This window comes from Pseudomonas serboccidentalis (assembly GCF_028830055.1).
GTDB lineage: Bacteria > Pseudomonadota > Gammaproteobacteria > Pseudomonadales > Pseudomonadaceae > Aquipseudomonas > Aquipseudomonas serboccidentalis.
On the sequence record NZ_CP101655.1, the window covers coordinates 5,863,744 to 5,883,621 of the forward strand.

Consider the following 19,878-nt stretch of genomic DNA (forward strand, 5'->3'; position numbering starts at 1 on the left):
ATTTCAATCAGGGCATAGGTCGTCGGACAATTTCGTGGTTAACTTCGGCCTCTTGCATGCTTTTCAACCAAAAACGCTAGAAGGACTCAAGTCATGGCTCAAGTCACCCTTAAAGGCAACCCGGTTCAAGTCAACGGCCAGTTGCCACAAGCCGGTTCCAAGGCGCCAGCCTTTTCCCTGGTTGCCGGCAATCTGTCCGACGTCACCCTGAAAGACTACGCCGGCAAGCGCAAAGTGCTGAACATCTTCCCAAGCGTCGACACCCCGACCTGCGCGACTTCGGTACGCAAGTTCAACGCTCAGGCCAACGACCTCGCCAACACCGTGGTGCTGTGCATCTCGGCTGACCTGCCATTCGCCCAGGCCCGTTTCTGCGGCGCTGAAGGCCTGGAAAACGTACAAAACCTGTCGACCCTGCGCGGCACCGAGTTCATCGAGAACTACGGTGTGGCCATCGCAGACGGCCCGCTCAAAGGCCTGACCGCCCGTGCGGTGGTGGTTCTGGACGAGAACGACAACGTTCTGCACAGCGAGCTGGTCAAGGAAATCGCTGAAGAACCCAACTACGAAGCAGCACTCGCCGTACTGAAATAAGCGCTTTTACAATTGTTAACGGCCTGGCTCTGTCCAGGCCGTTTTCATTTGTGTATCAGTGTTTTGCCTCATACCTTGAAACGTAAGTTGAAGGTAAATTGCCGGTAAAGCTGCTTTGCTTAAATCCTGCCAGTGCTTATCGTTCAGCCTCCCGTAAAAGAAGCCCACGCGCCCAATGGTTAATCACTCCATGCAATCGTCCCCTCGCAACTCCCGTCGCTGGCTGATCAGCCTGCTCGTCCTGTTGGTCATCGCCGTGCTCTGCTGGAAATTCTGGCCCGCCGGTTCGGCCCTCAAGGAGGGCGGCGAGAAAGCCGCGACCGGCCATGCCGGACGTTCGGGGGTGATGCGCCCAGGCTTCGGCGGCGCGGCCGGGCCGATTCCGGTGCGGGTGGCTGCGGCGGTCACCGGTGACTTCCCGCTGTACTACAAGGCGCTGGGCACGGTGACCGCGCTCAACACCATCAACGTGCGCAGCCGGGTCGGCGGGGAGCTGGTGAAGATCAATTTCGAGGAAGGGCAGATGGTCAAGGCCGGTGACCTGCTGGCAGAAATCGATCCGCGTCCGTACCAGAACGCCTTGCTGCAGGCTGAAGGCACCTTGCTGCAGAATCAGGCGCAGCTGAAAAACGCTCAGGTCGATGTCGAGCGTTATCGCGGCCTGTACAAGGAAGACAGTATCGCCAAGCAGACCCTGGACACCGCCGAAGCGCTGGTCGGCCAGTACCTGGGCACGGTCAAGACCAATCAGGCGGCGGTCAACGACGCCAAGCTCAATCTCGAATTCACCAAAATCCGCGCACCGATTGCCGGACGCGTCGGCCTGCGTCAGCTCGACGTCGGTAACCTGGTGGCGGCCAACGACACGACCTTCCTCGCAGTGATCACCCAGACCCAGCCCATCAGCGTGGTATTCACCCTGCCGGAAAACAACCTCGAAACCGTGCTCGCCCGCTACCACAGCGGCGCCAGACTGCCGGCCGAAGCGTGGGACCGTGGCGACACGAAAATCCAGGCCAGCGGCGTGCTGCAAAGCCTCGACAACCAGATCGACGTCGCCACCGGCACCCTGAAATTCAAAGCCCGTTACGACAACCGCGATCAAGCGCTGTTTCCCAACCAGTTCGTCAACGTCCACCTGCTGGCCGACACGCTCAAAGGCGTCGTGCTGGCCCCGTCGGCGGCGATTCAGTTTGGCACCAACGGCACCTTCGTCTACGCCCTGGACGGCGACAAGAAAGTCACCATCCGCCAATTGAAGATCGGCGCGAGCGACGGCAACAACACCGTGGTTACCGAAGGTCTGGCCGCAGGCGACCGCGTGGTGCTCGAAGGGACTGATCGTCTGAAAGAGGGCAGTGAGGTGGAAGTGGTCAACGACAGCAATGACGTGCCGACCACCCCGACCGGGCACCTGCAGGGCAAGCCTGCCGCCAATACGCCGGACGCCGCCGTGACTGACAAGGCCAAGAAGGGCGCATGAACATTTCGCGGCTGTTCATCCTCCGTCCGGTAGCCACTACCCTGAGCATGCTGGCCATTGTTCTGGCCGGCCTGATTGCCTATCGCCTGCTGCCGGTCTCGGCCTTGCCGCAGGTCGATTACCCGACCATCCGCGTCATGACCCTGTATCCCGGCGCCAGTCCGGACGTGATGACCAGCGCCGTGACCGCGCCGCTCGAGCGTCAGTTCGGGCAGATGCCGGGCCTGACGCAAATGGCCTCGACCAGTTCCGGTGGTGCGTCGGTGCTGACCCTGCGCTTCAGCCTCGACATCAACATGGACGTCGCCGAGCAGCAGGTGCAGGCCGCGATCAACGCTGCGACCAACCTGTTGCCGACCGACTTGCCGGCGCCGCCGGTGTACAACAAGGTCAACCCGGCGGACACCCCGGTGCTGACCCTGGCAATCACCTCGAAAACCATGCTGCTGCCCAAACTCAATGATCTGGTCGACACGCGCATGGCGCAGAAAATCGCCCAGATCAGCGGCGTCGGCATGGTCAGCATTGCCGGCGGTCAGCGTCAGGCGGTGCGGATCAAGGTCAACCCGGAAGCGCTGGCGGCCAACAGCCTGAACCTGGAAGACGTGCGCACCCTGATCGGCGCGTCCAACGTCAACCAGCCCAAGGGTAACTTCGACGGCCCGACCCGGGTCTCGATGCTCGATGCCAACGACCAACTGACCTCGCCCAAGGACTACGCCAACCTGATTCTTGCCTACAAGAACGGCGCGCCGTTGCGGCTCAAGGACGTGGCGGAAATTGTCGACGGCGCCGAAAACGAGCGTCTGGCCGCGTGGGCCAACCAGAATCAGGCGGTGCTGCTGAATATCCAGCGTCAGCCGGGCGCCAACGTGATTGAAGTGGTGGACCGGATCAAGGCCTTGCTGCCGAGCATCACCGACAACCTGCCGGCCGGCCTCGACGTCACCGTACTCACCGACCGGACCCAGACCATCCGCGCCTCGGTCACCGACGTGCAGCACGAACTGCTGATCGCCATCGCCCTGGTGGTGATGGTGACGTTCCTGTTTCTGCGTCGCGCCAGTGCGACGATCATTCCGTCCGTGGCGGTGCCGCTGTCGCTGATCGGTACGTTTGGCGTGATGTACCTGGCCGGGTTTTCGGTCAACAACCTGACATTGATGGCATTGACCATCGCCACCGGTTTCGTGGTCGACGATGCGATCGTGATGCTGGAGAACATTGCGCGCTTCATCGAGGAGGGCGACAGCCCGATGCAGGCCGCGCTCAAGGGCGCCAAGCAGATCGGCTTTACCCTGATTTCCCTGACCCTGTCGCTGATCGCCGTACTGATTCCGCTGCTGTTCATGGCCGATGTGGTCGGGCGACTGTTCCGCGAGTTCGCCATCACCCTGGCGGTGGCGATCCTGATTTCTCTGGTGGTCTCGCTGACGTTGACCCCGATGATGTGCGCGCGCCTGCTCAAACGTGAGCCGCAAGCCCACGAACAGGGCCGTTTCTACCGGGCCAGCGGCGCCTTCATCGACTGGATGATCGCTGCCTACGGGCGCAAGTTGCAGTGGGTGCTCAAGCACCAGCCGCTGACCCTGCTGGTGGCCATTGGCACGCTGGCGCTGACCGTGTTCCTGTACATGGTGGTGCCCAAGGGCTTCTTTCCGGTGCAGGACACCGGGGTGATCCAGGGCATTTCCGAGGCGCCGCAGTCGATTTCCTTTGCCGCCATGGGTGAGCGTCAGCAGGCGCTGGCGAAGGTGATTCTGCAAGATCCGGCGGTGGAGAGTCTGTCGTCCTACATCGGTGTCGACGGCGACAACGCTACGCTCAACAGCGGCCGTCTGCTGATCAACCTCAAATCCCACGGCGAGCGTGACCTCAGCGCCACCGAAGTGATCGCACGCCTGCAACCGCAACTGGACAAGCTGGTCGGTATCCGCCTGTTCATGCAGCCGGTGCAGGACCTGACCATCGAGGACCGGGTCAGTCGTACCCAGTATCAATTCAGTATGTCGTCGCCGGACGCCGAACTGCTCAGCCAGTGGAGCGGGCGTCTGGTCGAGGCGCTGGCGCAGCGTCCGGAACTGACCGATGTTGCCAGCGACTTGCAGGACAAGGGGTTGCAGGTCTATCTGGTGATTGATCGCGATGCGGCCTCGCGCCTCGGCGTTTCGGTGCAGAACATTACCGATGCGCTGTATGACGCGTTCGGTCAGCGGCAGATTTCCACCATCTACACCCAGGCCAGCCAGTACCGCGTGGTGCTGCAGGCGCAGGCCGGGGAGAAGATCGGCCCGCAGGCGCTGGACCAGATTCACGTCAAGACCACTGACGGCGCGCAGGTGCGTCTGTCGAGTCTGGCCCACGTCGAGGAGCGTCAGGCGCAACTGGCGATCACCCACATTGGCCAGTTCCCGGCGGTGATGATGTCGTTCAACCTCGCGCCCGGCGTGGCGCTGGGGCACGCGGTGGACATCATCGATCAGGTGCAGAAGGACATCGGCATGCCGATTGGCGTGCAGACCCAGTTCCAGGGCGCGGCCGAAGCATTCCAGGCCTCGCTGTCGAGCACCTTGCTGCTGATTCTGGCGGCGGTGGTGACCATGTACATCGTGCTCGGCGTGCTCTACGAGAGTTACATCCACCCGATCACCATTCTCTCGACCTTGCCCTCGGCGGCCGTGGGTGCCTTGCTGGCCTTGCTGCTCAGCGGCAATGACCTGGGGATGATCGCGATCATCGGCATCATCCTGCTGATCGGTATCGTCAAGAAGAACGCGATCATGATGATCGACTTCGCCCTCGACGCCGAACGCACCCAGGGCATGGCGCCGGAGCAGGCGATCTACCAGGCAGCGTTGCTGCGCTTCCGGCCGATCCTGATGACGACGCTGGCGGCATTGTTCGGTGCGGTGCCGTTGATGCTGGCCACCGGTTCCGGGGCTGAATTGCGTCAGCCGCTGGGTCTGGTAATGGTTGGTGGCCTGCTGGTGAGCCAGGTGCTGACCCTGTTTACCACGCCAGTGATCTACCTCTATTTCGACCGCCTGGGTCGGCGCTTCGGCAAGACCAATGCCGATAGCGATGAGGTGCCGGTATGACAGTTCGTACACATAACCCCTGTAGGAGTGAGCCTGCTCGCGATGAGGCCGGCACATTCAATATCAGTGGAGGCATACACACCGCTATCGCGAGCAGGCTCACTCCTACAGGGGATTGCGGTGAAGTCGGGGATCGTGGTCAATGAACCTCTCCGGTCCTTTCATCAAGCGCCCGGTCGCGACCATGCTCCTGAGCCTGGCGATCATGCTGCTCGGCGGTGTCAGCTTCGGTTTGCTGCCGGTGTCGCCCCTGCCGCAAATGGATTTCCCGGTGATCGTGGTCCAGGCCAGTCTGCCCGGCGCCAGTCCCGAGGTGATGGCGTCCACGGTGGCGACGCCGCTGGAACGCTCGTTCGGCGCGATTGCCGGCGTCAACACCATGAGCAGCCGCTCCAGCCAGGGCTCGACCCGGGTCATTCTGCAGTTTGACCTCGACCGCGACATCAACGGCGCGGCACGCGAGGTGCAGGCGGCGATCAACGCTTCGCGCAATCTGTTGCCGAGCGGGATGCGCAGCATGCCGACCTACAAGAAGGTCAATCCGTCGCAGGCGCCGATCATGGTGCTGTCGCTGACCTCGGACGTGCTGGAAAAAGGCCAGCTCTATGACCTGGCCTCGACCATCCTGTCCCAGAGCCTGTCGCAGGTGCAGGGCGTGGGCGAAGTGCAGATCGGCGGCAGTTCGTTGCCGGCGGTGCGCATCGAACTCGAACCGCAGGCGCTGAACCAGTACGGCGTGGCGCTCGACGATGTGCGCAAGACCATCGCCGGGGCCAACGTGCGCCGGCCCAAGGGCTCGGTCGAAGACGGCGAGCGCCTGTGGCAGATCCAGGCCAACGACCAGTTGGAGAAGGCCAAGGATTACGAATCGCTGATCATCCATTACAACAACGGCGCGGCCCTGCGCCTGAAGGACGTGGCCAAGGTCAGCGATGGCGTCGAAGACCGTTACAACAGCGGTTTCTTCAACGATGACGCGGCGGTGCTGCTGGTGATCAACCGCCAGGCCGGCGCCAACATCATTGAGACGGTCAACGAGATCAAGGCCCAGTTGCCGGCCCTGCAAGCGGTGCTGCCGGCCAGCGTGAAGCTGAATCTGGCGATGGACCGCTCGCCGGTGATCAAGGCCACCCTGCATGAAGCGGAAATGACCCTGCTGATCGCCGTGGCGCTGGTGATTCTGGTGGTGTTTCTGTTCCTCGGTAACTTCCGCGCCTCGCTGATTCCGACGCTGGCGGTGCCGGTGTCGCTGGTCGGCACCTTTGCGGTGATGTACCTGTATGGCTTCTCGCTGAACAACCTGTCGCTGATGGCGCTGATTCTGGCCACCGGGCTGGTGGTGGACGATGCCATCGTGGTGCTGGAGAACATTTCCCGGCACATCGACGAAGGCATCAAACCGATGCAGGCCGCGTATCTCGGGGCCAAGGAAGTCGGCTTCACCTTGCTGTCGATGAACGTGTCGCTGGTGGCGGTATTTCTGTCGATCCTGTTCATGGGCGGGATTGTCGAGAGTCTGTTCCGCGAGTTTTCCATCACGCTGGCGGCGGCGATCGTGGTGTCGCTGGTGGTCTCGCTGACCCTGACGCCGATGCTCTGTGCGCGCTGGCTCAAGCCGCACACACCGGGGCAGGAAAACCGTCTGCAACGCTGGAGCCGCAAGACCAACGACTGGATGGTCGGCAAGTACGCCACCAGCCTCGACTGGGTGCTGCGCCATCGGCGCCTGACCTTGCTCAGCCTGATCATCACGGTCGGGGTCAACGTCGCCCTGTACGTGGTCGTGCCCAAGACGTTCATGCCGCAGCAGGACACCGGTCAGTTGATCGGTTTCGTGCGCGGCGACGACGGCCTGTCGTTCAACGTGATGCAGCCGAAAATGGAAACCTTCCGCCGCGCCGTGCTCAAGGACGAAGCGGTGGAAAGCGTGGCCGGGTTCATCGGTGGCACCAACGGCACCAATAACGCCTTCATGCTGGTGCGCCTGAAGCCGATCAAGGAGCGCAACCTGTCGGCGCAGAAGGTCATCGAGCGGCTGCGCAAGGAAATGCCCAAGGTGCCCGGCGCCCAGTTGATGCTGATGGCGGACCAGGACCTGCAGTTCGGCGGTGGCCGCGAGCAGACCACCTCGCAATACAGCTACATCCTGCAGAGCGGTGATCTGGGGGCGTTGCGCGAGTGGTATCCGAAAGTGGTCACCGCGCTGCGCGCACTGCCTGAACTGACGGCCATCGATGCCCGCGAAGGGCGCGGTGCGCAGCAGGTGACGCTGATTGTCGACCGCGATCAGGCCAAGCGCCTCGGCGTCGACATGAACATGGTCACGGCGGTGCTGAACAACGCCTACAGCCAGCGGCAAATCTCGACCATCTACGACAGCCTGAACCAGTATCAGGTGGTGATGGAGGTCAATCCGAAGTACGCGCAGGATCCGGTGACCCTCAAGCAAGTGCAGGTGATCACCGCTGATGGCGCACGGATTCCGCTGTCGACCATCGCCCACTACGAAAACAGCCTGGAAGACGACCGGGTCAGCCACGAAGGCCAGTTCGCCTCCGAAAGCATCGCCTTCGACATGGCCGAAGGGGTGACAGTGGAGCAGGGCAGCGCCGCGATCGAGCGGGCGATTGCCAAGGTCGGTTTGCCGGAAGAGGTGATTGCGAAAATGGCCGGCACCGCCGACGCCTTTGCCGCGACCCAGAAGAGTCAGCCATTCATGATCCTCGGCGCGCTGCTGGCGGTGTATCTGGTGCTCGGGGTGCTCTATGAAAGCTACATTCACCCGCTGACGATTCTTTCGACGTTGCCGTCGGCCGGGGTCGGTGCGTTGCTGTCGATCTATGCGCTGGGCGGCGAGTTCAGCCTGATCTCGTTGCTCGGGCTGTTCCTGCTGATCGGTGTGGTGAAGAAAAACGCGATCCTGATGATCGACCTGGCGCTGCAACTGGAGCGCCATCAGGGCCTGTCGCCGCTGGAGTCGATCCGCAGCGCCTGCCTGCAACGACTGCGGCCGATTCTGATGACTACCCTGGCGGCGATTCTCGGTGCCTTGCCGTTGCTGCTCAGCCGGGCCGAGGGCGCAGAGATGCGCCAGCCGCTGGGCCTGACCATCATCGGCGGGCTGATCTTCAGCCAGGTGCTGACCCTTTACACCACCCCGGTGGTTTACCTCTATCTCGACAAGCTGCGCCACCGCTTCAACAAGTGGCGTGGCGTGCGTACTGACGCTGCTCTGGAAACTCCGCTATGACTGACCGTTCGCTTATCAATCTGGCCACTGTGCGGGGCTCGCGTCTGTTGAGTCTGTCGCTGTGCGTGGCGATGCTCAGTGCCTGCGCCGTCGGCCCGGACTATCAGCGCCCGCAGACCGCCGAAATCGCGCAATACAAAGAGGCCAAGGGCTGGCGTCAGGCCAACCCCAGCGACTCGCTGGCCCGCGGCGCCTGGTGGGAGCTGTATGGCGATCAGCAACTCAACGCACTGGTCGAGAAACTCAACAGCGCCAACCAGACCGTCGCCCAGTCCGAGGCTCAGTACCGTCAGGCCCAGGCTTTGGTACGCAGTGCCCGCGGGGCGTTTTACCCGAGTGTCGACCTGAGCGTGGGCAAGACCCGCTCCAGCCAGGGCACTGGTAGTAGCAGTTCGAGCCTGAGCAGTTCTTCCAGCGGCATTCGCGACACCTACAATGCGCAGTTGGGCGTGAGTTGGGAGGCGGACATCTGGGGCAAGTTGCGTCGGGGACTTGAGGCCGACGAAGCCAGCGCCCAGGCCAGTTTTGCCGATCTGGCGGCGATGCGTCTGAGCCAGCAATCGGAACTGGTGCAGAATTACCTGCAATTGCGCGTGATCGATCAACAGAAACGCTTGCTCGAGTCGACGGTGGCGGCTTACGAAAAATCGCTGCAAATGACCCAGAACCAGTACCGCGCAGGGATCTCCGGACGTGATGCGGTAGCGCAGGCGCAGACCCAGCTGAAAAGCACCCAGGGCGATCTGGTGGACCTGATCTGGCAGCGGGCGCAATTCGAAAACGCTATCGCGGTGCTCACCGGACAGGCACCGGCCGAGTTCAGCATCGCCGAGACCCAGAACATTCCGAACCTGCCGCAGATTCCGTTGAACCTGCCGTCGCAGTTGCTGGAACGGCGTCCGGACATCGCTTCGGCGGAACGCTCGGTGATCGCCGCCAACGCCAACATCGGTGTGGCAAAAGCGGCGTACTACCCGGACCTGACCCTGAGCATGAGCGGCGGTTACAGCAGCAGTACATCAAAAAACCTCCTGACGCTGCCCAACCGTTTCTGGTCGGTTGGCCCGAAACTGGACTTGCCGATCTTCGATGGCGGGATCCGTTCCGCCGAAGTCGATCGCACCGAGGCGGTGTATGACCAGACCGTCGCCAAGTATCGCCAGACCGTGCTCGACGGTTTCCGCGAGGTGGAAAACTATCTGGTGCAATTGAAGGTGTATGAGAACGAGGCGGTGGTGCGTCAAGAAGCGCTGGACGCCGCGCGCGACTCGTTGCGCCTGACCCAGAACCAGTACAAGGCCGGGTTGATCGCCTACCTCGACGTGGTGGTGGTGCAGGCCACGGCGCTGAGCAACGAGCGCACCGTCCTCAACATTCTGCAGAACCGCTTGATTGCCAGCGTGCAGTTGATCGCGGCGCTGGGCGGTGGCTGGGATGGGCAAGTGCCTGCCGAATAAACTGTGTAGGAGCTGCGGCACGCTGCGATCCTTTGATCTTGATCTTCAAAAGCAAAGTCAAAAGATCGCAGCGTGCCGCAGCTCCTACAGGGTATTTGAGTAGCCTGTGAAGGCTGTTTCAGAGCCTTGCAGAGCGATCAAACAAGCGTTTCATCGGCTTGATGGCAAAATGATTACTTTGTCAGTGCGTTCTTCTGCGCAATCAGTACAATCGCCGCATTTTCCCGGCCGAGAATGGACGCAGTACGGCGCGGGTGGCTGCGAGAATCCCCATGCTCATCGGTAATTATTCCTTCACTCTGGTTTTCATTTCGCTGTGCGTGGCGATTCTGGCGTCGTATACGGCGCTTGATCTGACCGGGCGCATCGCCACCGCCCGTGGGCGCGCAGTGCATTTCTGGACCGCGGGCGGCGCACTGGCGATGGGCGTCGGCGTGTGGTCGATGCACTTTATCGGCATGCTCGCGTTCAAACTGCCGATCACCCTCGGTTACGACACTTCGATCACCGCGTTGTCGCTGTTGATCGCGGTGCTGTCCTGCGGGTTTGCCCTGTGGTTGGTCAGCCAGCCGAAGCTACCGATTCTGCAATTGGCGTTTGGCGCCTTGATCATGGGCGCCGGGATCAGCACGATGCATTACACCGGCATGGCAGCGTTGCGCATGACCCCGGGGATCGATTACGACCCGACGCTGTTCGGCGCGTCACTGCTGATCGCGATCGGGGCCTCGGCGGCAGCCTTGTGGATTGCTTTTCGCTTGCGCCAGCACTCGCCTTATGTACGCCTGATTCGCGGTGGCGCGGCGGTGATCATGGGCATTGCCATCGTCGGCATGCACTACACCGGCATGGCTGCTGCGCAGTTTCCCGATGGCAGTTTCTGCGGCGCAACGCTCAACGGGCTGAAGGGCAACGGCCTCGACAGTCTGGTGCTGATCACCACGCTGGCGGTGTTGTCGATCGCCTTGCTGACGTCGATCCTCGATGCTCGCCTCGAAACGCGTACGGCCGATCTGGCGCATTCGCTGACCCTGGCCAACCGCGAGCTGACCCAACTGGCGCTGCACGACACCTTGACCGGCCTGCCGAACCGCATGCTGCTGGACGACCGGATCAATCAGGCGATGAATAAAGTCGAGGAGCAGGGTGGGTGTTTTGCGCTGATGTTCATCGATCTGGACGGTTTCAAACCGGTCAACGATGCTTTCGGTCATCACATGGGAGACCAGTTGCTGCGCGAAGTCGGGGCCCGTCTGCGCGAGGACTTGCGCAGTCAGGACACGCTGGCACGGATCGGCGGCGATGAATTCGTGCTGTTGGTGCGTCTGAACGAACCCAACGATGCCCTGAGCCTGGCTGCCCGCCAGGTCGGCTTGATCGGCCAGTCGTTTCGGGTGGCCGAACACGATTTGCAGATTTCCGCCAGTGTCGGCATCGCCTTGTACCCCGGCAATGGTCAGAGTGCTCAGGAGCTGTTGAGGAACGCCGACGCGGCGATGTATCACGCCAAGGGCGGCGGCAAAAACGGTTACAGTTTTTTCGACGCATCGATGAACAACAACGCGCGCAAGCAACTGCAACTGTTGCAAGACCTGCGTGCGGCGCTGGAGCACAATCAGTTCTGCCTGCATTACCAACCCAAGTTCGATGCCGCCAACGGCCGTCCGGTTGGCGCCGAAGCGCTCCTGCGCTGGCAGCACCCGACCCAGGGCATGTTGCTGCCGGACAAGTTCATCGATCTGGCGGAGAAGACCGGCGTGATCATCGCCATCGGCGAATGGGTGCTCAACGAGGCCTGCCGGCAGATGCGCGAATGGTACGTGCTCGGCTACACCGAGTGGCGCATCGCGGTGAACCTGTCGGCGCTGCAGTTCTGCCACGCGGGGCTGGTGCAGAGCGTGGCCAAGGCGCTGGCGACGCACCATTTGCCGGCCAACAGCCTGACCCTGGAAATCACTGAAACCACCGCCATGAGCGACGCCGATGCGAGCATGACCGTGTTGCAGGAGTTGTCGGACATGGGCGTCGACCTGTCGATCGACGACTTCGGCACCGGCTATTCGAGCCTGATGTACCTCAAGCGGTTGCCGGCCAACGAGCTGAAGATTGATCGTGGGTTTGTCCGGGATCTGGAGCATGACAGCGACGATGCGGCGATTGTCTCGGCGATTGTCGCGTTGGGGCAGGCGCTTGGATTGCGCATTGTTGCTGAAGGTGTCGAGACCGGTGTGCAGCAGGCGTTTCTGACTGAACTGGGGTGTGATTCTTTGCAGGGTTATCTGCTGGGGCATCCGATGCCAGCGGAAAAATTCATGCAGGATATTGCGCGGGTTGAGCAACAGGCGGTGGTCTGACTCCACACTGAGCCGAGGCCAGAAAAATCTGTGGCGAGGGAGCTTGCTCCCGTTGGGTCGCGAAGCTACCCCTCTTTTAAAACATGGGCCTGCTGCGCAGGCCAGCGGGAGCAAGCTCCCTAGCCACAAAGGCACTGCAACGTCGAAACTGCGTGAGCGCTCAAGCCTTTGACACAGCCCATGCAAAACCCGTGAATGACGGTTATTCTTCCACCCGACTGTTACGTGTGCATTTTGGGGGAAGGGCCAGCATGGATAAAGTCATTGTGATCACCGGCGGCGGGCGCGGAATCGGCGCCGCTACGGCGCTGTTGGCTGCCGGGCAGGGCTATCGGATCTGCATCAACTATCAGTCGGATGAACAGGCCGCACAAAGTGTGCTGGAGCAAGTGCGGGCGCTGGGGGCGCAAGCCATTGCCGTGCGCGCCGATGTCAGTATCGAAGACGAAGTGATCGCGCTGTTTCACCGGGTCGACACCGAACTCGGTCGGGTCACCGCGCTGGTGAACAACGCCGGCACCGTTGGACACAAATCGCGGGTCGAGGAAATGTCCGAATTCCGCATCCTCAAAATCATGAAAACCAACGTATTGGCGCCGATCCTCTGCGCCAAGCACGCGATCCTGCGCATGTCGCCCAAACACGGCGGGCAGGGCGGCAGCATCGTCAACGTGTCGTCGGTCGCCGCACGTCTGGGGTCGCCCAACGAATACGTCGACTACGCCGCCTCCAAAGGCGCGCTCGACACCTTCACCATCGGTTTGTCCAAGGAAGTGGCGGGTGAGGGAATTCGCGTTAATGCGGTGCGTCCGGGCTACATCTACACCGATTTCCATGCGTTGAGCGGCGATCCGGATCGGGTCAGCAAACTCGAGTCGGCGATCCCGATGGCCCGGGGCGGCCGGCCGGATGAGGTGGCGGAGGCGATTGTCTGGTTGCTGTCGGACAAGGCTTCATATGCGACGGGGACGTTCATTGATCTGGGCGGCGGCCGTTAATTCAACGGTGTCTGGACAGGCCACATCGCGAGCAGGCTCACTCCTACAGGTGAACGCATTTCAAATGCAGGAGTGAGCCTGCTCGCGATAGCGCTAGTTCAAACAACACAGAACGGTCAGAACGACCGCACAATCCGCCCCAACGTTTCCATCGCCTTCTCTGAATCCTCGGTCCACGGGCTGCCGTAATTCAAGCGGATACAGTTCCTGAACCGCTGGGTCGGTGAGAAGATCGGCCCCGGCGCAATGCTGATGCCTTGCGCCAATGCCATCTGAAACAACTTCAATGAATCCATCTGCGGCGGCAGTTCCAGCCACAGGAAATAGCCGCCCGCCGGCTGACTGACCCGGGTCTGCGCCGGGAAGTAGCGGGCGATCGCTGCGAGCATCGCGCTTTGCTGTTCTTCCAGGGCGTAGCGCAGTTTGCGCAGGTGGCGATCGTAGCCGCCGTGTTGCAGGTAGTCGGCGATTGCCGCTTGCGCTGGCATCGAGGCGCACAGCGAGGTCATCAGTTTCAGTCGTTCGATTTTCTGCGCATAGCGCCCGGCGGCGACCCAGCCGATGCGGTAGCCGGGGGCCAGGCTCTTGGCGAACGAACCGCAGTGCATCACCAGCCCTTCGGTGTCGAAGGCCTTGGCCGGTTTCGGCGCTTGCTGGCCGTAATAGAGTTCGGCATAGACGTCGTCTTCGATCAGCGGCACCTGATGCCGGCGCAGCAGTTCAACCAGTTCCTGTTTCTTCGCCTCGGGCATGGTCGCGCCCATCGGGTTCTGGAAACTGGTCATGCACCAGCAGGCCTTGATCGGGTGCCGTTCCAGCGTCTGCGCGAGCACGCCAAGGTCGATGCCGTCACGCGGGTGCACGGGGATTTCCACGGCTTTGAGTTTCAGTCGCTCCAGTACTTGCAGGCTGGCGTAGAACGCCGGGGCTTCGATGGCCACCAGATCACCCGGTTCGGTCACGGCTTGCAGGCACAGGTTCAGCGCTTCGAGGGCGCCGTTGGTGATCAGCAGTTCCTCCATCGGCAGCATCAGCCCGCCGACCATGTAACGCAGGGCAATTTGCCGGCGCAGTTGCGGGTTGCCCGGCGACATGTCGGTGACCACCATGCGCGGATCCATCTCCCGTGCCGCGCTGGCCAGCGAGCGCGACAGGCGTTGCAGCGGGAACAGGGTCGGGCTGGGGAATGCGGAGCCGAAGGGCACGGTGCTCGGGTCCTTGATCGATTCGAGGACCGAGAACACCAGTTCGCTGACATCGACTTCGGTGGAATCGTTGACGTGGCTGCTGATCACCGGCTCCGAAAACGGACTCGGCGCGTGGGTGTTGACGAAGTAGCCGGAGCGCGGCCGGGCACGGATCAGGCCGCGACGTTCCAGCAGGTAATAGGCCTGGAACACCGTGGACGGGCTGACGCCGTAGGTCTGGCTGGCGTAGCGCACCGACGGCACCCGCTGCCCGGGGCCGAGGACGCCGGAGCGGATCAGTTCAGCGATGTCGTCGGCGAATTTTTCGTAGCGTTTCATCGGTTGCCCGGTTAGTAAGTGATTCGTGAGTATGCATTGTGGCGAGGGGGCAAGCCCCCTCGCCACAGGTATTGCGTCGTCAGTGAAAGAGGACTGCATCTTAAAGGCTCAGCGATTCATCGGCGCCACAAACCTGCTTTTTGCCACGCTATAAACCTCAGGCTCGTCGCTGTCGGCAATCTTGAAACTCAAGGTCTGCGAGCTGCTGGCCGGGCGTTCCGTGGTCATCGCCACCGACACCGGCACATCGACAATCTCACCCGGCGCCAGGCTCAGTTCGGTTTTGCCCTGCAACTGGAAACCCTCGCCATCCACCAGGCTGAGGTTGTAGGCCTGGCGTTGCTGGGTCTTGTTGATGACCTTGAGGGTGTAGATGTTCTCGATCTGGCCCTGACCGTTCTCACGGAACAGCCCGCGATCCTTGGTCACGTCCAGCGAGACCATTGGCCGTTCGACCAAGGCCAGCGCCAGCGCGCCGATCATCACCAGCAGCACCGCAACGTAACCGATCAGCCGTGGCCGCAGCAGGTGCGTCTTGCCGCCCTGCAATTCGCGCTCGGAACTGTAGCGAATCAGGCCACGCGGGTAGTTCATTTTGTCCATGATCGAGTCGCAGGCGTCGATGCACGCGGCGCAGCCGATGCATTCCATTTGCAGGCCGTCGCGGATGTCGATGCCGGTCGGGCAGACCTGTACGCACAACTGGCAATCGATGCAATCGCCCAGTCCGGCTTCGGCAGGCTTCACATCGCGTTTGCGCGGGCCACGGTTTTCGCCACGGGCCACGTCGTAGGAAATCGCCAGGGTGTCCTTGTCGAACATCACGCTCTGGAACCGCGCATACGGACACATGTGGATGCACACCGCTTCGCGCAGCCAACCGGCATTGATGTAGGTGGCGGCGGTGAAGAACAGCACCCAGAACAGGCTGACGCCGCCGATTTGCAGAGTGAACAGTTCTTCAGCCAGCGGACGAATCGGCGTGAAATAGCCAACGAAGGTCAGCCCGGTCATCACGCTGATCGCCAGCCACAGCGTGTGCTTGGCCGCGCGCCGGGCCAGTTTGTTCAGGCCCCACGGCGCCGCTTGCAGTTTGATGCGCTGGTTGCGCTCGCCTTCGGTGACCTTCTCGCACCACATGAAAATCCACGTCCACGAGCTCTGCGGGCAGGTGTAACCGCACCAGACGCGGCCCGCAAACACGGTGATGGCGAACAGACCGAACGCAGCAATGATCAACAGCGCCGAGAGCAGGATGAAATCCTGTGGCCAGAACGTCGCGCCGAAGATGTGGAATTTGCTTTCGGCCAGGTCCCACAGCACTGCCTGACGGCCACCCCAGTTCAACCACACGGTGCCGAAAAACAGCAAAAACAGAAACCCCGCGCCGCTCATGCGCAGGGTGCGGAACAGGCCGGTGAAGCTGCGGGTGTGGATGTGATTGTCGGTGGAGCCGGCCTTCGCCTTCATCGGGCGACCAGGCACATTTTTTATGGTGGGGCTTGCTTCTACGGTTCGGACGGGGATTTGTTCGCTCATGGTCGTTCGCTCATCAGCCTCCATCAGGCGGATGAACTATGAGCGCCGATCTGTTTGCATAACAGACTCAGCTATTTGAATAAAAAGCGTATCAGATGGCTTTCTGCGCCCGCCCTGCGACAACTTGAAGCAGCCCGCAGACGCCGGCGCAAACGCCTATCGCAGGCGTCTGCGCCGGGTGTTGATCAGGGTCAGTCAAATCACCGAATCACTCTCGTCAGCCTTCAGGTGCTTACGTCCGTCCTTGGCACCTGCGACGGTCAATCCATCGGCTTCGGCTTCGGTGACGTAAACGCGCCGGCCTTCGATTTCCACGAACGACATGGATTTTTCACTATCTGTTTTGACTTCCAGGGTGTCGCAGATGCGAATTTCCTCGCCATTTTCGACGGTGAAAAAACACACTTTTGATTCGGGATTGGATTCATCGATTCGAACGGGCATGAGGCTGTCCTTTTTCGGGGGTATCTACAGGGTTAGGACGCAGCGCCGGGTGATCGTTCGACGCAACCGATTAATGGTCGGCGCTGTCCATCGACTAACCACGTATAAGAAGGGATGGAGCGATGGACGCCTGGTGGCATGAAGTGTGGGTAACGCTGCAAGCGGAGTTCGCCGACATCGGCGATGCGTCGCAACTGACGCGCATCACCGTGCGCCTGCTGATGGCGGCGGTGCTCGGCGGGATTCTGGGTTTCGAACGCGAGCACAAGGGCAAGGCCGCCGGGGTGCGCACGCACATGCTGGTGGCGCTGGGGGCCGCACTGTTTGTGCTGGTGCCGCAGACCTCCGGGGCCGAATCCGATGCCATGAGCCGGGTGCTGCAGGGGGTGATCGCCGGGATCGGTTTTCTCGGCGCCGGGACGATCCTGAAGAATCAGGAGGGCGATGAAGGGCATGTCAAAGGGCTGACCACGGCGGCGGGATTGTGGATGACGGCGGCGATCGGCGTGGCGGCCGGGTTGGGCAAAGAGGCGACGGCGCTGCTCAGCACGTTGCTGGCGCTGGGAATTTTCAGCGTGATGCCACGGGTCGTCCGGCTGTTCGAGAAAGACGACGAGAAAAACCAACACCTGTAACACACCGCACACACCCTGTAGGAGCTGCCGAAGGCTGCGATTTTTTGATCTTGAAAAGCAAAGATCGCAGCCTTCGGCAGCTCCTACAGAGGGGCGCGCTGCTTAGACGATGACCGGGGGCATTGTTGTCGGTGGCTCTTCCTTCGGCGGCGGCGTGGTGCCTGGCGGTTCTTCGTCGGGAATCGGTGGCGGCTCGGTCTCGGGCAGGGTGGGTTTGTCGATGTTCGGATCAGGCGTTTCCGCCGGGATCGGGATGTTCATCTGTAGACCTCCGTGTGGCACATGGCGTGAGAAGTGCTTAAGTGGATTGACCACCTCGTGGCGATTTCGATCCGCTTTTTTGCCCAGGCAAATCCCTGTGAACTTTTCCCCGCGCCGGTCGCTCGGAACCTAAGTGAGTTCATGTCGGGGCCGGTGCCTCTTTGTGAACGCGGATCCGGCACAAGAGCGTCCTTGGGGCGTAAAGGAGAGATGCTCGATGTCTGCTGAAAAACCTTCAGAGCAGAGCTACAACCCGCACATGCCGCTGTCGCAAGCATTGTTGCTGCCGCGCATCGTGATCGAAAACACCATGCCGACCCTTGATGGCGGGCAGTTTGCCGTCAAGTCGATCGTCGATCGTGAAGTGATCGTCACCAGCAAGGTCTTTGCCGACGGCCACGACAAACTGGCCGTGCGCATCCGCTGGCGCGCGGAGGGCGAAGAGACCTGGCAAAGCGAGGTCATGCAGGAGTTGGGCAATAACAGCTGGGAAGGGCGTTTTCGTCCCGAGCGTCCGGGGCGCTATCTGTATTGCGTCGAGGCCTGGATCGACCACTTCGCCAGTTTCCAGTACGAACTGGAGAAAAAGCACAACGCAGCCGTCCCGGTTTCACTGGAACTGCAGGAAGGCCGGAGCATGGTGCTACAGGCTGCCGAGCGCAGCGATGGGCAGCTCAGCGAACAACTCGCGGCGCTGCATCACGAACTGTCCGGCCTGCTTGAAACCGAGCAGGTGGCGTTGTTTCTGCACCGGCGCAGTGCGCAATTGATGGCGCAGGCCGATCACCGCGCCTACCTGAGCCTGAGCGCCGAATTCCCGATGGATGTCGAACGGGAACTGGCCGAGTTCGCCAGTTGGTACGAGCTGTTTCCCCGCTCGATCACCGACGATCCCAACCGCCACGGCACCTTTAACGACGTGCATGCACGGTTGCCGATGATTCAGGACATGGGCTTTGACGTGTTGTATTTCACCCCGATCCATCCGATCGGTCGCGCTCACCGAAAGGGTCGCAATAATTCCCTGACGGCCGGGCCGGATGATCCGGGCAGCCCTTATGCCATCGGCAGCGAGGAGGGTGGCCATGAGGCGATTCACTCGCAGCTCGGGACCCGCGAAGATTTTCGTCGACTGGTGGCGGCCGCCGCCGAGCACGGCCTGGAAATCGCCCTCGATTTCGCCATCCAGTGTTCTCAGGATCACCCGTGGCTCAAGCAGCACCCGGGTTGGTTCAACTGGCGGCCGGACGGCACGATCAAATACGCGGAGAACCCGCCGAAGAAGTATCAGGACATCGTCAATGTCGACTTCTATGCGCCGGACGCGATCCCCAGCCTGTGGGTCGAACTGCGTGACATCGTGGTCGGCTGGGTCGAGGAAGGCGTGAAGATGTTTCGCGTCGACAATCCGCACACCAAGCCGCTGCCGTTCTGGCAATGGCTGATCGCCGATGTGCGGGCGCTGCACCCGCAAGTGATCTTCCTCGCCGAAGCCTTCACCACGCCGGCGATGATGGCGCGCCTCGGCAAGGTCGGTTACAGCCAGAGCTACACCTATTTCACCTGGCGCAATACCAAGGACGAGCTGGCGACGTATTTCACCGAGCTCAATCAATCGCCGTGGCGCGAGTGCTATCGGCCGAACTTCTTCGTCAATACGCCGGACATCAACCCGGCGTTCCTGCATGAATCCGGGCGCCCGGGGTTTCTCATCCGCGCGGCGCTGGCAACCATGGGCTCGGGTCTGTGGGGCATGTATTCAGGATATGAACTGTGCGAATCGGCACCGGTGCCGGGCAAGGAGGAATACCTCGATTCGGAAAAGTACGAGATCCGTGTTCGCGACTTCAATGCACCGGGCAACATCATTGCCGAAATCGCCCAGCTCAACCGCATCCGCCGGCAGAACCCGGCGCTGCACACGCACCTGGGGCTGAAGGTCTACAACGCCTGGAACGACAACATTCTGTACTTCGGCAAGCGCAGCTTCGACGGCAGCAACTTCATCCTGGTGGCGGTGAGCCTTGATCCGCACAACGTGCAGGAGGCGAACTTCGAGTTGCCGCTGTGGGAAATGGGCCTGCCGGACGACGCGACGACCCACGGCGAGGATTTGATGAACGGGCATCGCTGGGACTGGCATGGCAAATATCAGTTCATGCGCATTGACCCGGCGTATCAGCCGTTCGGGATCTGGCGGATTACGGCCGCCTAAAGCATTGCACAACTCCTCCTCTGT

The 19,878-nt window shown here is 61.5% G+C and carries 13 protein-coding genes; 9 read left to right on the forward strand and 4 right to left on the reverse strand.

The window, feature by feature from the left end; translation table 11 throughout:
* Nucleotides 1-93: 93 nt before the first annotated feature.
* The 7 genes from tpx to NN484_RS26755 all read left to right on the forward strand — a co-directional run bounded on the left by tpx (nucleotide 94) and on the right by NN484_RS26755 (nucleotide 13,234).
* The gene (tpx, locus tag NN484_RS26725; RefSeq protein WP_127647005.1) at nucleotides 94-594 is read left to right on the forward strand and encodes a thiol peroxidase; all 501 of its coding nucleotides are present in this window, start codon (nucleotides 94-96) and stop codon (nucleotides 592-594) included.
* 175 nt (nucleotides 595-769) lie between these two features.
* Nucleotides 770-2,077, forward strand: a complete 1,308-nt coding sequence (locus NN484_RS26730; RefSeq protein WP_215500254.1) for an MdtA/MuxA family multidrug efflux RND transporter periplasmic adaptor subunit — start codon at nucleotides 770-772, stop codon at nucleotides 2,075-2,077.
* Nucleotides 2,074-5,175 (forward strand): MdtB/MuxB family multidrug efflux RND transporter permease subunit, encoded by a 3,102-nt coding sequence (locus NN484_RS26735; protein WP_215500253.1) that lies wholly within the window; start codon nucleotides 2,074-2,076, stop codon nucleotides 5,173-5,175. The genes NN484_RS26730 and NN484_RS26735 overlap by 4 nt, the downstream gene beginning before the upstream one ends.
* 142 nt (nucleotides 5,176-5,317) lie before the next feature.
* Entirely contained in the window at nucleotides 5,318-8,425 is a 3,108-nt protein-coding gene (locus NN484_RS26740; protein WP_127647011.1) for an efflux RND transporter permease subunit, read from the forward strand.
* Nucleotides 8,422-9,882 carry an efflux transporter outer membrane subunit gene (locus NN484_RS26745; RefSeq protein WP_215500252.1) on the forward strand — a complete coding sequence of 487 codons (1,461 nt, stop codon included), beginning with the start codon at nucleotides 8,422-8,424 and terminating at the stop codon, nucleotides 9,880-9,882. The genes NN484_RS26740 and NN484_RS26745 overlap by 4 nt, the downstream gene beginning before the upstream one ends.
* Nucleotides 9,883-10,154: 272 nt before the next feature.
* Nucleotides 10,155-12,236, forward strand: coding sequence for a putative bifunctional diguanylate cyclase/phosphodiesterase (locus NN484_RS26750; RefSeq protein ID WP_274658329.1), 2,082 nt, complete (start codon nucleotides 10,155-10,157; stop codon nucleotides 12,234-12,236).
* A gap of 251 nt (nucleotides 12,237-12,487) precedes the next feature.
* Nucleotides 12,488-13,234 (forward strand): SDR family oxidoreductase, encoded by a 747-nt coding sequence (locus tag NN484_RS26755; protein ID WP_127647017.1) that lies wholly within the window; start codon nucleotides 12,488-12,490, stop codon nucleotides 13,232-13,234.
* Nucleotides 13,235-13,350: 116 nt separating this feature from the next.
* On the opposite strand, the gene mapR is transcribed toward NN484_RS26755, so the two are convergent.
* The 3 genes from mapR to NN484_RS26770 all read right to left on the reverse strand — a co-directional run bounded on the left by mapR (nucleotide 13,351) and on the right by NN484_RS26770 (nucleotide 16,743).
* Entirely contained in the window at nucleotides 13,351-14,760 is a 1,410-nt protein-coding gene (gene mapR, locus NN484_RS26760) for a GntR family transcriptional regulator MpaR (RefSeq protein ID WP_008087199.1), read from the reverse strand.
* 108 nt (nucleotides 14,761-14,868) lie between these two features.
* Nucleotides 14,869-16,299: a cytochrome c oxidase accessory protein CcoG gene (ccoG, locus tag NN484_RS26765; protein ID WP_274658330.1), complete on the reverse strand. Its 1,431-nt coding sequence runs from the start codon at nucleotides 16,297-16,299 to the stop codon at nucleotides 14,869-14,871.
* A gap of 195 nt (nucleotides 16,300-16,494) precedes the next feature.
* Nucleotides 16,495-16,743 (reverse strand): DUF3203 family protein, encoded by a 249-nt coding sequence (locus tag NN484_RS26770; protein WP_274658331.1) that lies wholly within the window; start codon nucleotides 16,741-16,743, stop codon nucleotides 16,495-16,497.
* Nucleotides 16,744-16,865: 122 nt separating this feature from the next.
* Here NN484_RS26770 and NN484_RS26775 point away from each other — a divergent pair, with 122 nt between their 5' ends.
* Nucleotides 16,866-17,378, forward strand: a complete 513-nt coding sequence (locus NN484_RS26775) for an MgtC/SapB family protein (protein ID WP_127647025.1) — start codon at nucleotides 16,866-16,868, stop codon at nucleotides 17,376-17,378.
* A gap of 102 nt (nucleotides 17,379-17,480) precedes the next feature.
* Here the strand turns inward: NN484_RS26775 and NN484_RS26780 are convergent, their stop codons facing one another.
* The gene (locus tag NN484_RS26780) at nucleotides 17,481-17,639 is read right to left on the reverse strand and encodes a hypothetical protein (protein ID WP_164747810.1); all 159 of its coding nucleotides are present in this window, start codon (nucleotides 17,637-17,639) and stop codon (nucleotides 17,481-17,483) included.
* 217 nt (nucleotides 17,640-17,856) lie between these two features.
* Between NN484_RS26780 and NN484_RS26785 the strand changes: the two genes are divergently transcribed.
* Nucleotides 17,857-19,854 carry an alpha-1,4-glucan--maltose-1-phosphate maltosyltransferase gene (locus NN484_RS26785; protein WP_274658332.1) on the forward strand — a complete coding sequence of 666 codons (1,998 nt, stop codon included), beginning with the start codon at nucleotides 17,857-17,859 and terminating at the stop codon, nucleotides 19,852-19,854.
* The last annotated feature ends 24 nt before the right edge of the window (nucleotides 19,855-19,878 follow it).

Coding starts and splice junctions, on each gene's coding strand:
- NN484_RS26770 (WP_274658331.1), bottom strand. CDS start 16,743: ATGCCCGTTCGAATCGATGAATCCAATCCCGAATCAAAAGTGTGTTTT.
- NN484_RS26735 (WP_215500253.1), top strand. CDS start 2,074: ATGAACATTTCGCGGCTGTTCATCCTCCGTCCGGTAGCCACTACCCTG.
- NN484_RS26775 (WP_127647025.1), top strand. CDS start 16,866: ATGGACGCCTGGTGGCATGAAGTGTGGGTAACGCTGCAAGCGGAGTTC.
- NN484_RS26745 (WP_215500252.1), top strand. CDS start 8,422: ATGACTGACCGTTCGCTTATCAATCTGGCCACTGTGCGGGGCTCGCGT.
- NN484_RS26755 (WP_127647017.1), top strand. CDS start 12,488: ATGGATAAAGTCATTGTGATCACCGGCGGCGGGCGCGGAATCGGCGCC.
- NN484_RS26780 (WP_164747810.1), bottom strand. CDS start 17,639: ATGAACATCCCGATCCCGGCGGAAACGCCTGATCCGAACATCGACAAA.
- NN484_RS26730 (WP_215500254.1), top strand. CDS start 770: ATGGTTAATCACTCCATGCAATCGTCCCCTCGCAACTCCCGTCGCTGG.
- NN484_RS26740 (WP_127647011.1), top strand. CDS start 5,318: ATGAACCTCTCCGGTCCTTTCATCAAGCGCCCGGTCGCGACCATGCTC.
- NN484_RS26785 (WP_274658332.1), top strand. CDS start 17,857: ATGTCTGCTGAAAAACCTTCAGAGCAGAGCTACAACCCGCACATGCCG.
- tpx (WP_127647005.1), top strand. CDS start 94: ATGGCTCAAGTCACCCTTAAAGGCAACCCGGTTCAAGTCAACGGCCAG.
- ccoG (WP_274658330.1), bottom strand. CDS start 16,299: ATGAGCGAACAAATCCCCGTCCGAACCGTAGAAGCAAGCCCCACCATA.
- NN484_RS26750 (WP_274658329.1), top strand. CDS start 10,155: ATGCTCATCGGTAATTATTCCTTCACTCTGGTTTTCATTTCGCTGTGC.
- mapR (WP_008087199.1), bottom strand. CDS start 14,760: ATGAAACGCTACGAAAAATTCGCCGACGACATCGCTGAACTGATCCGC.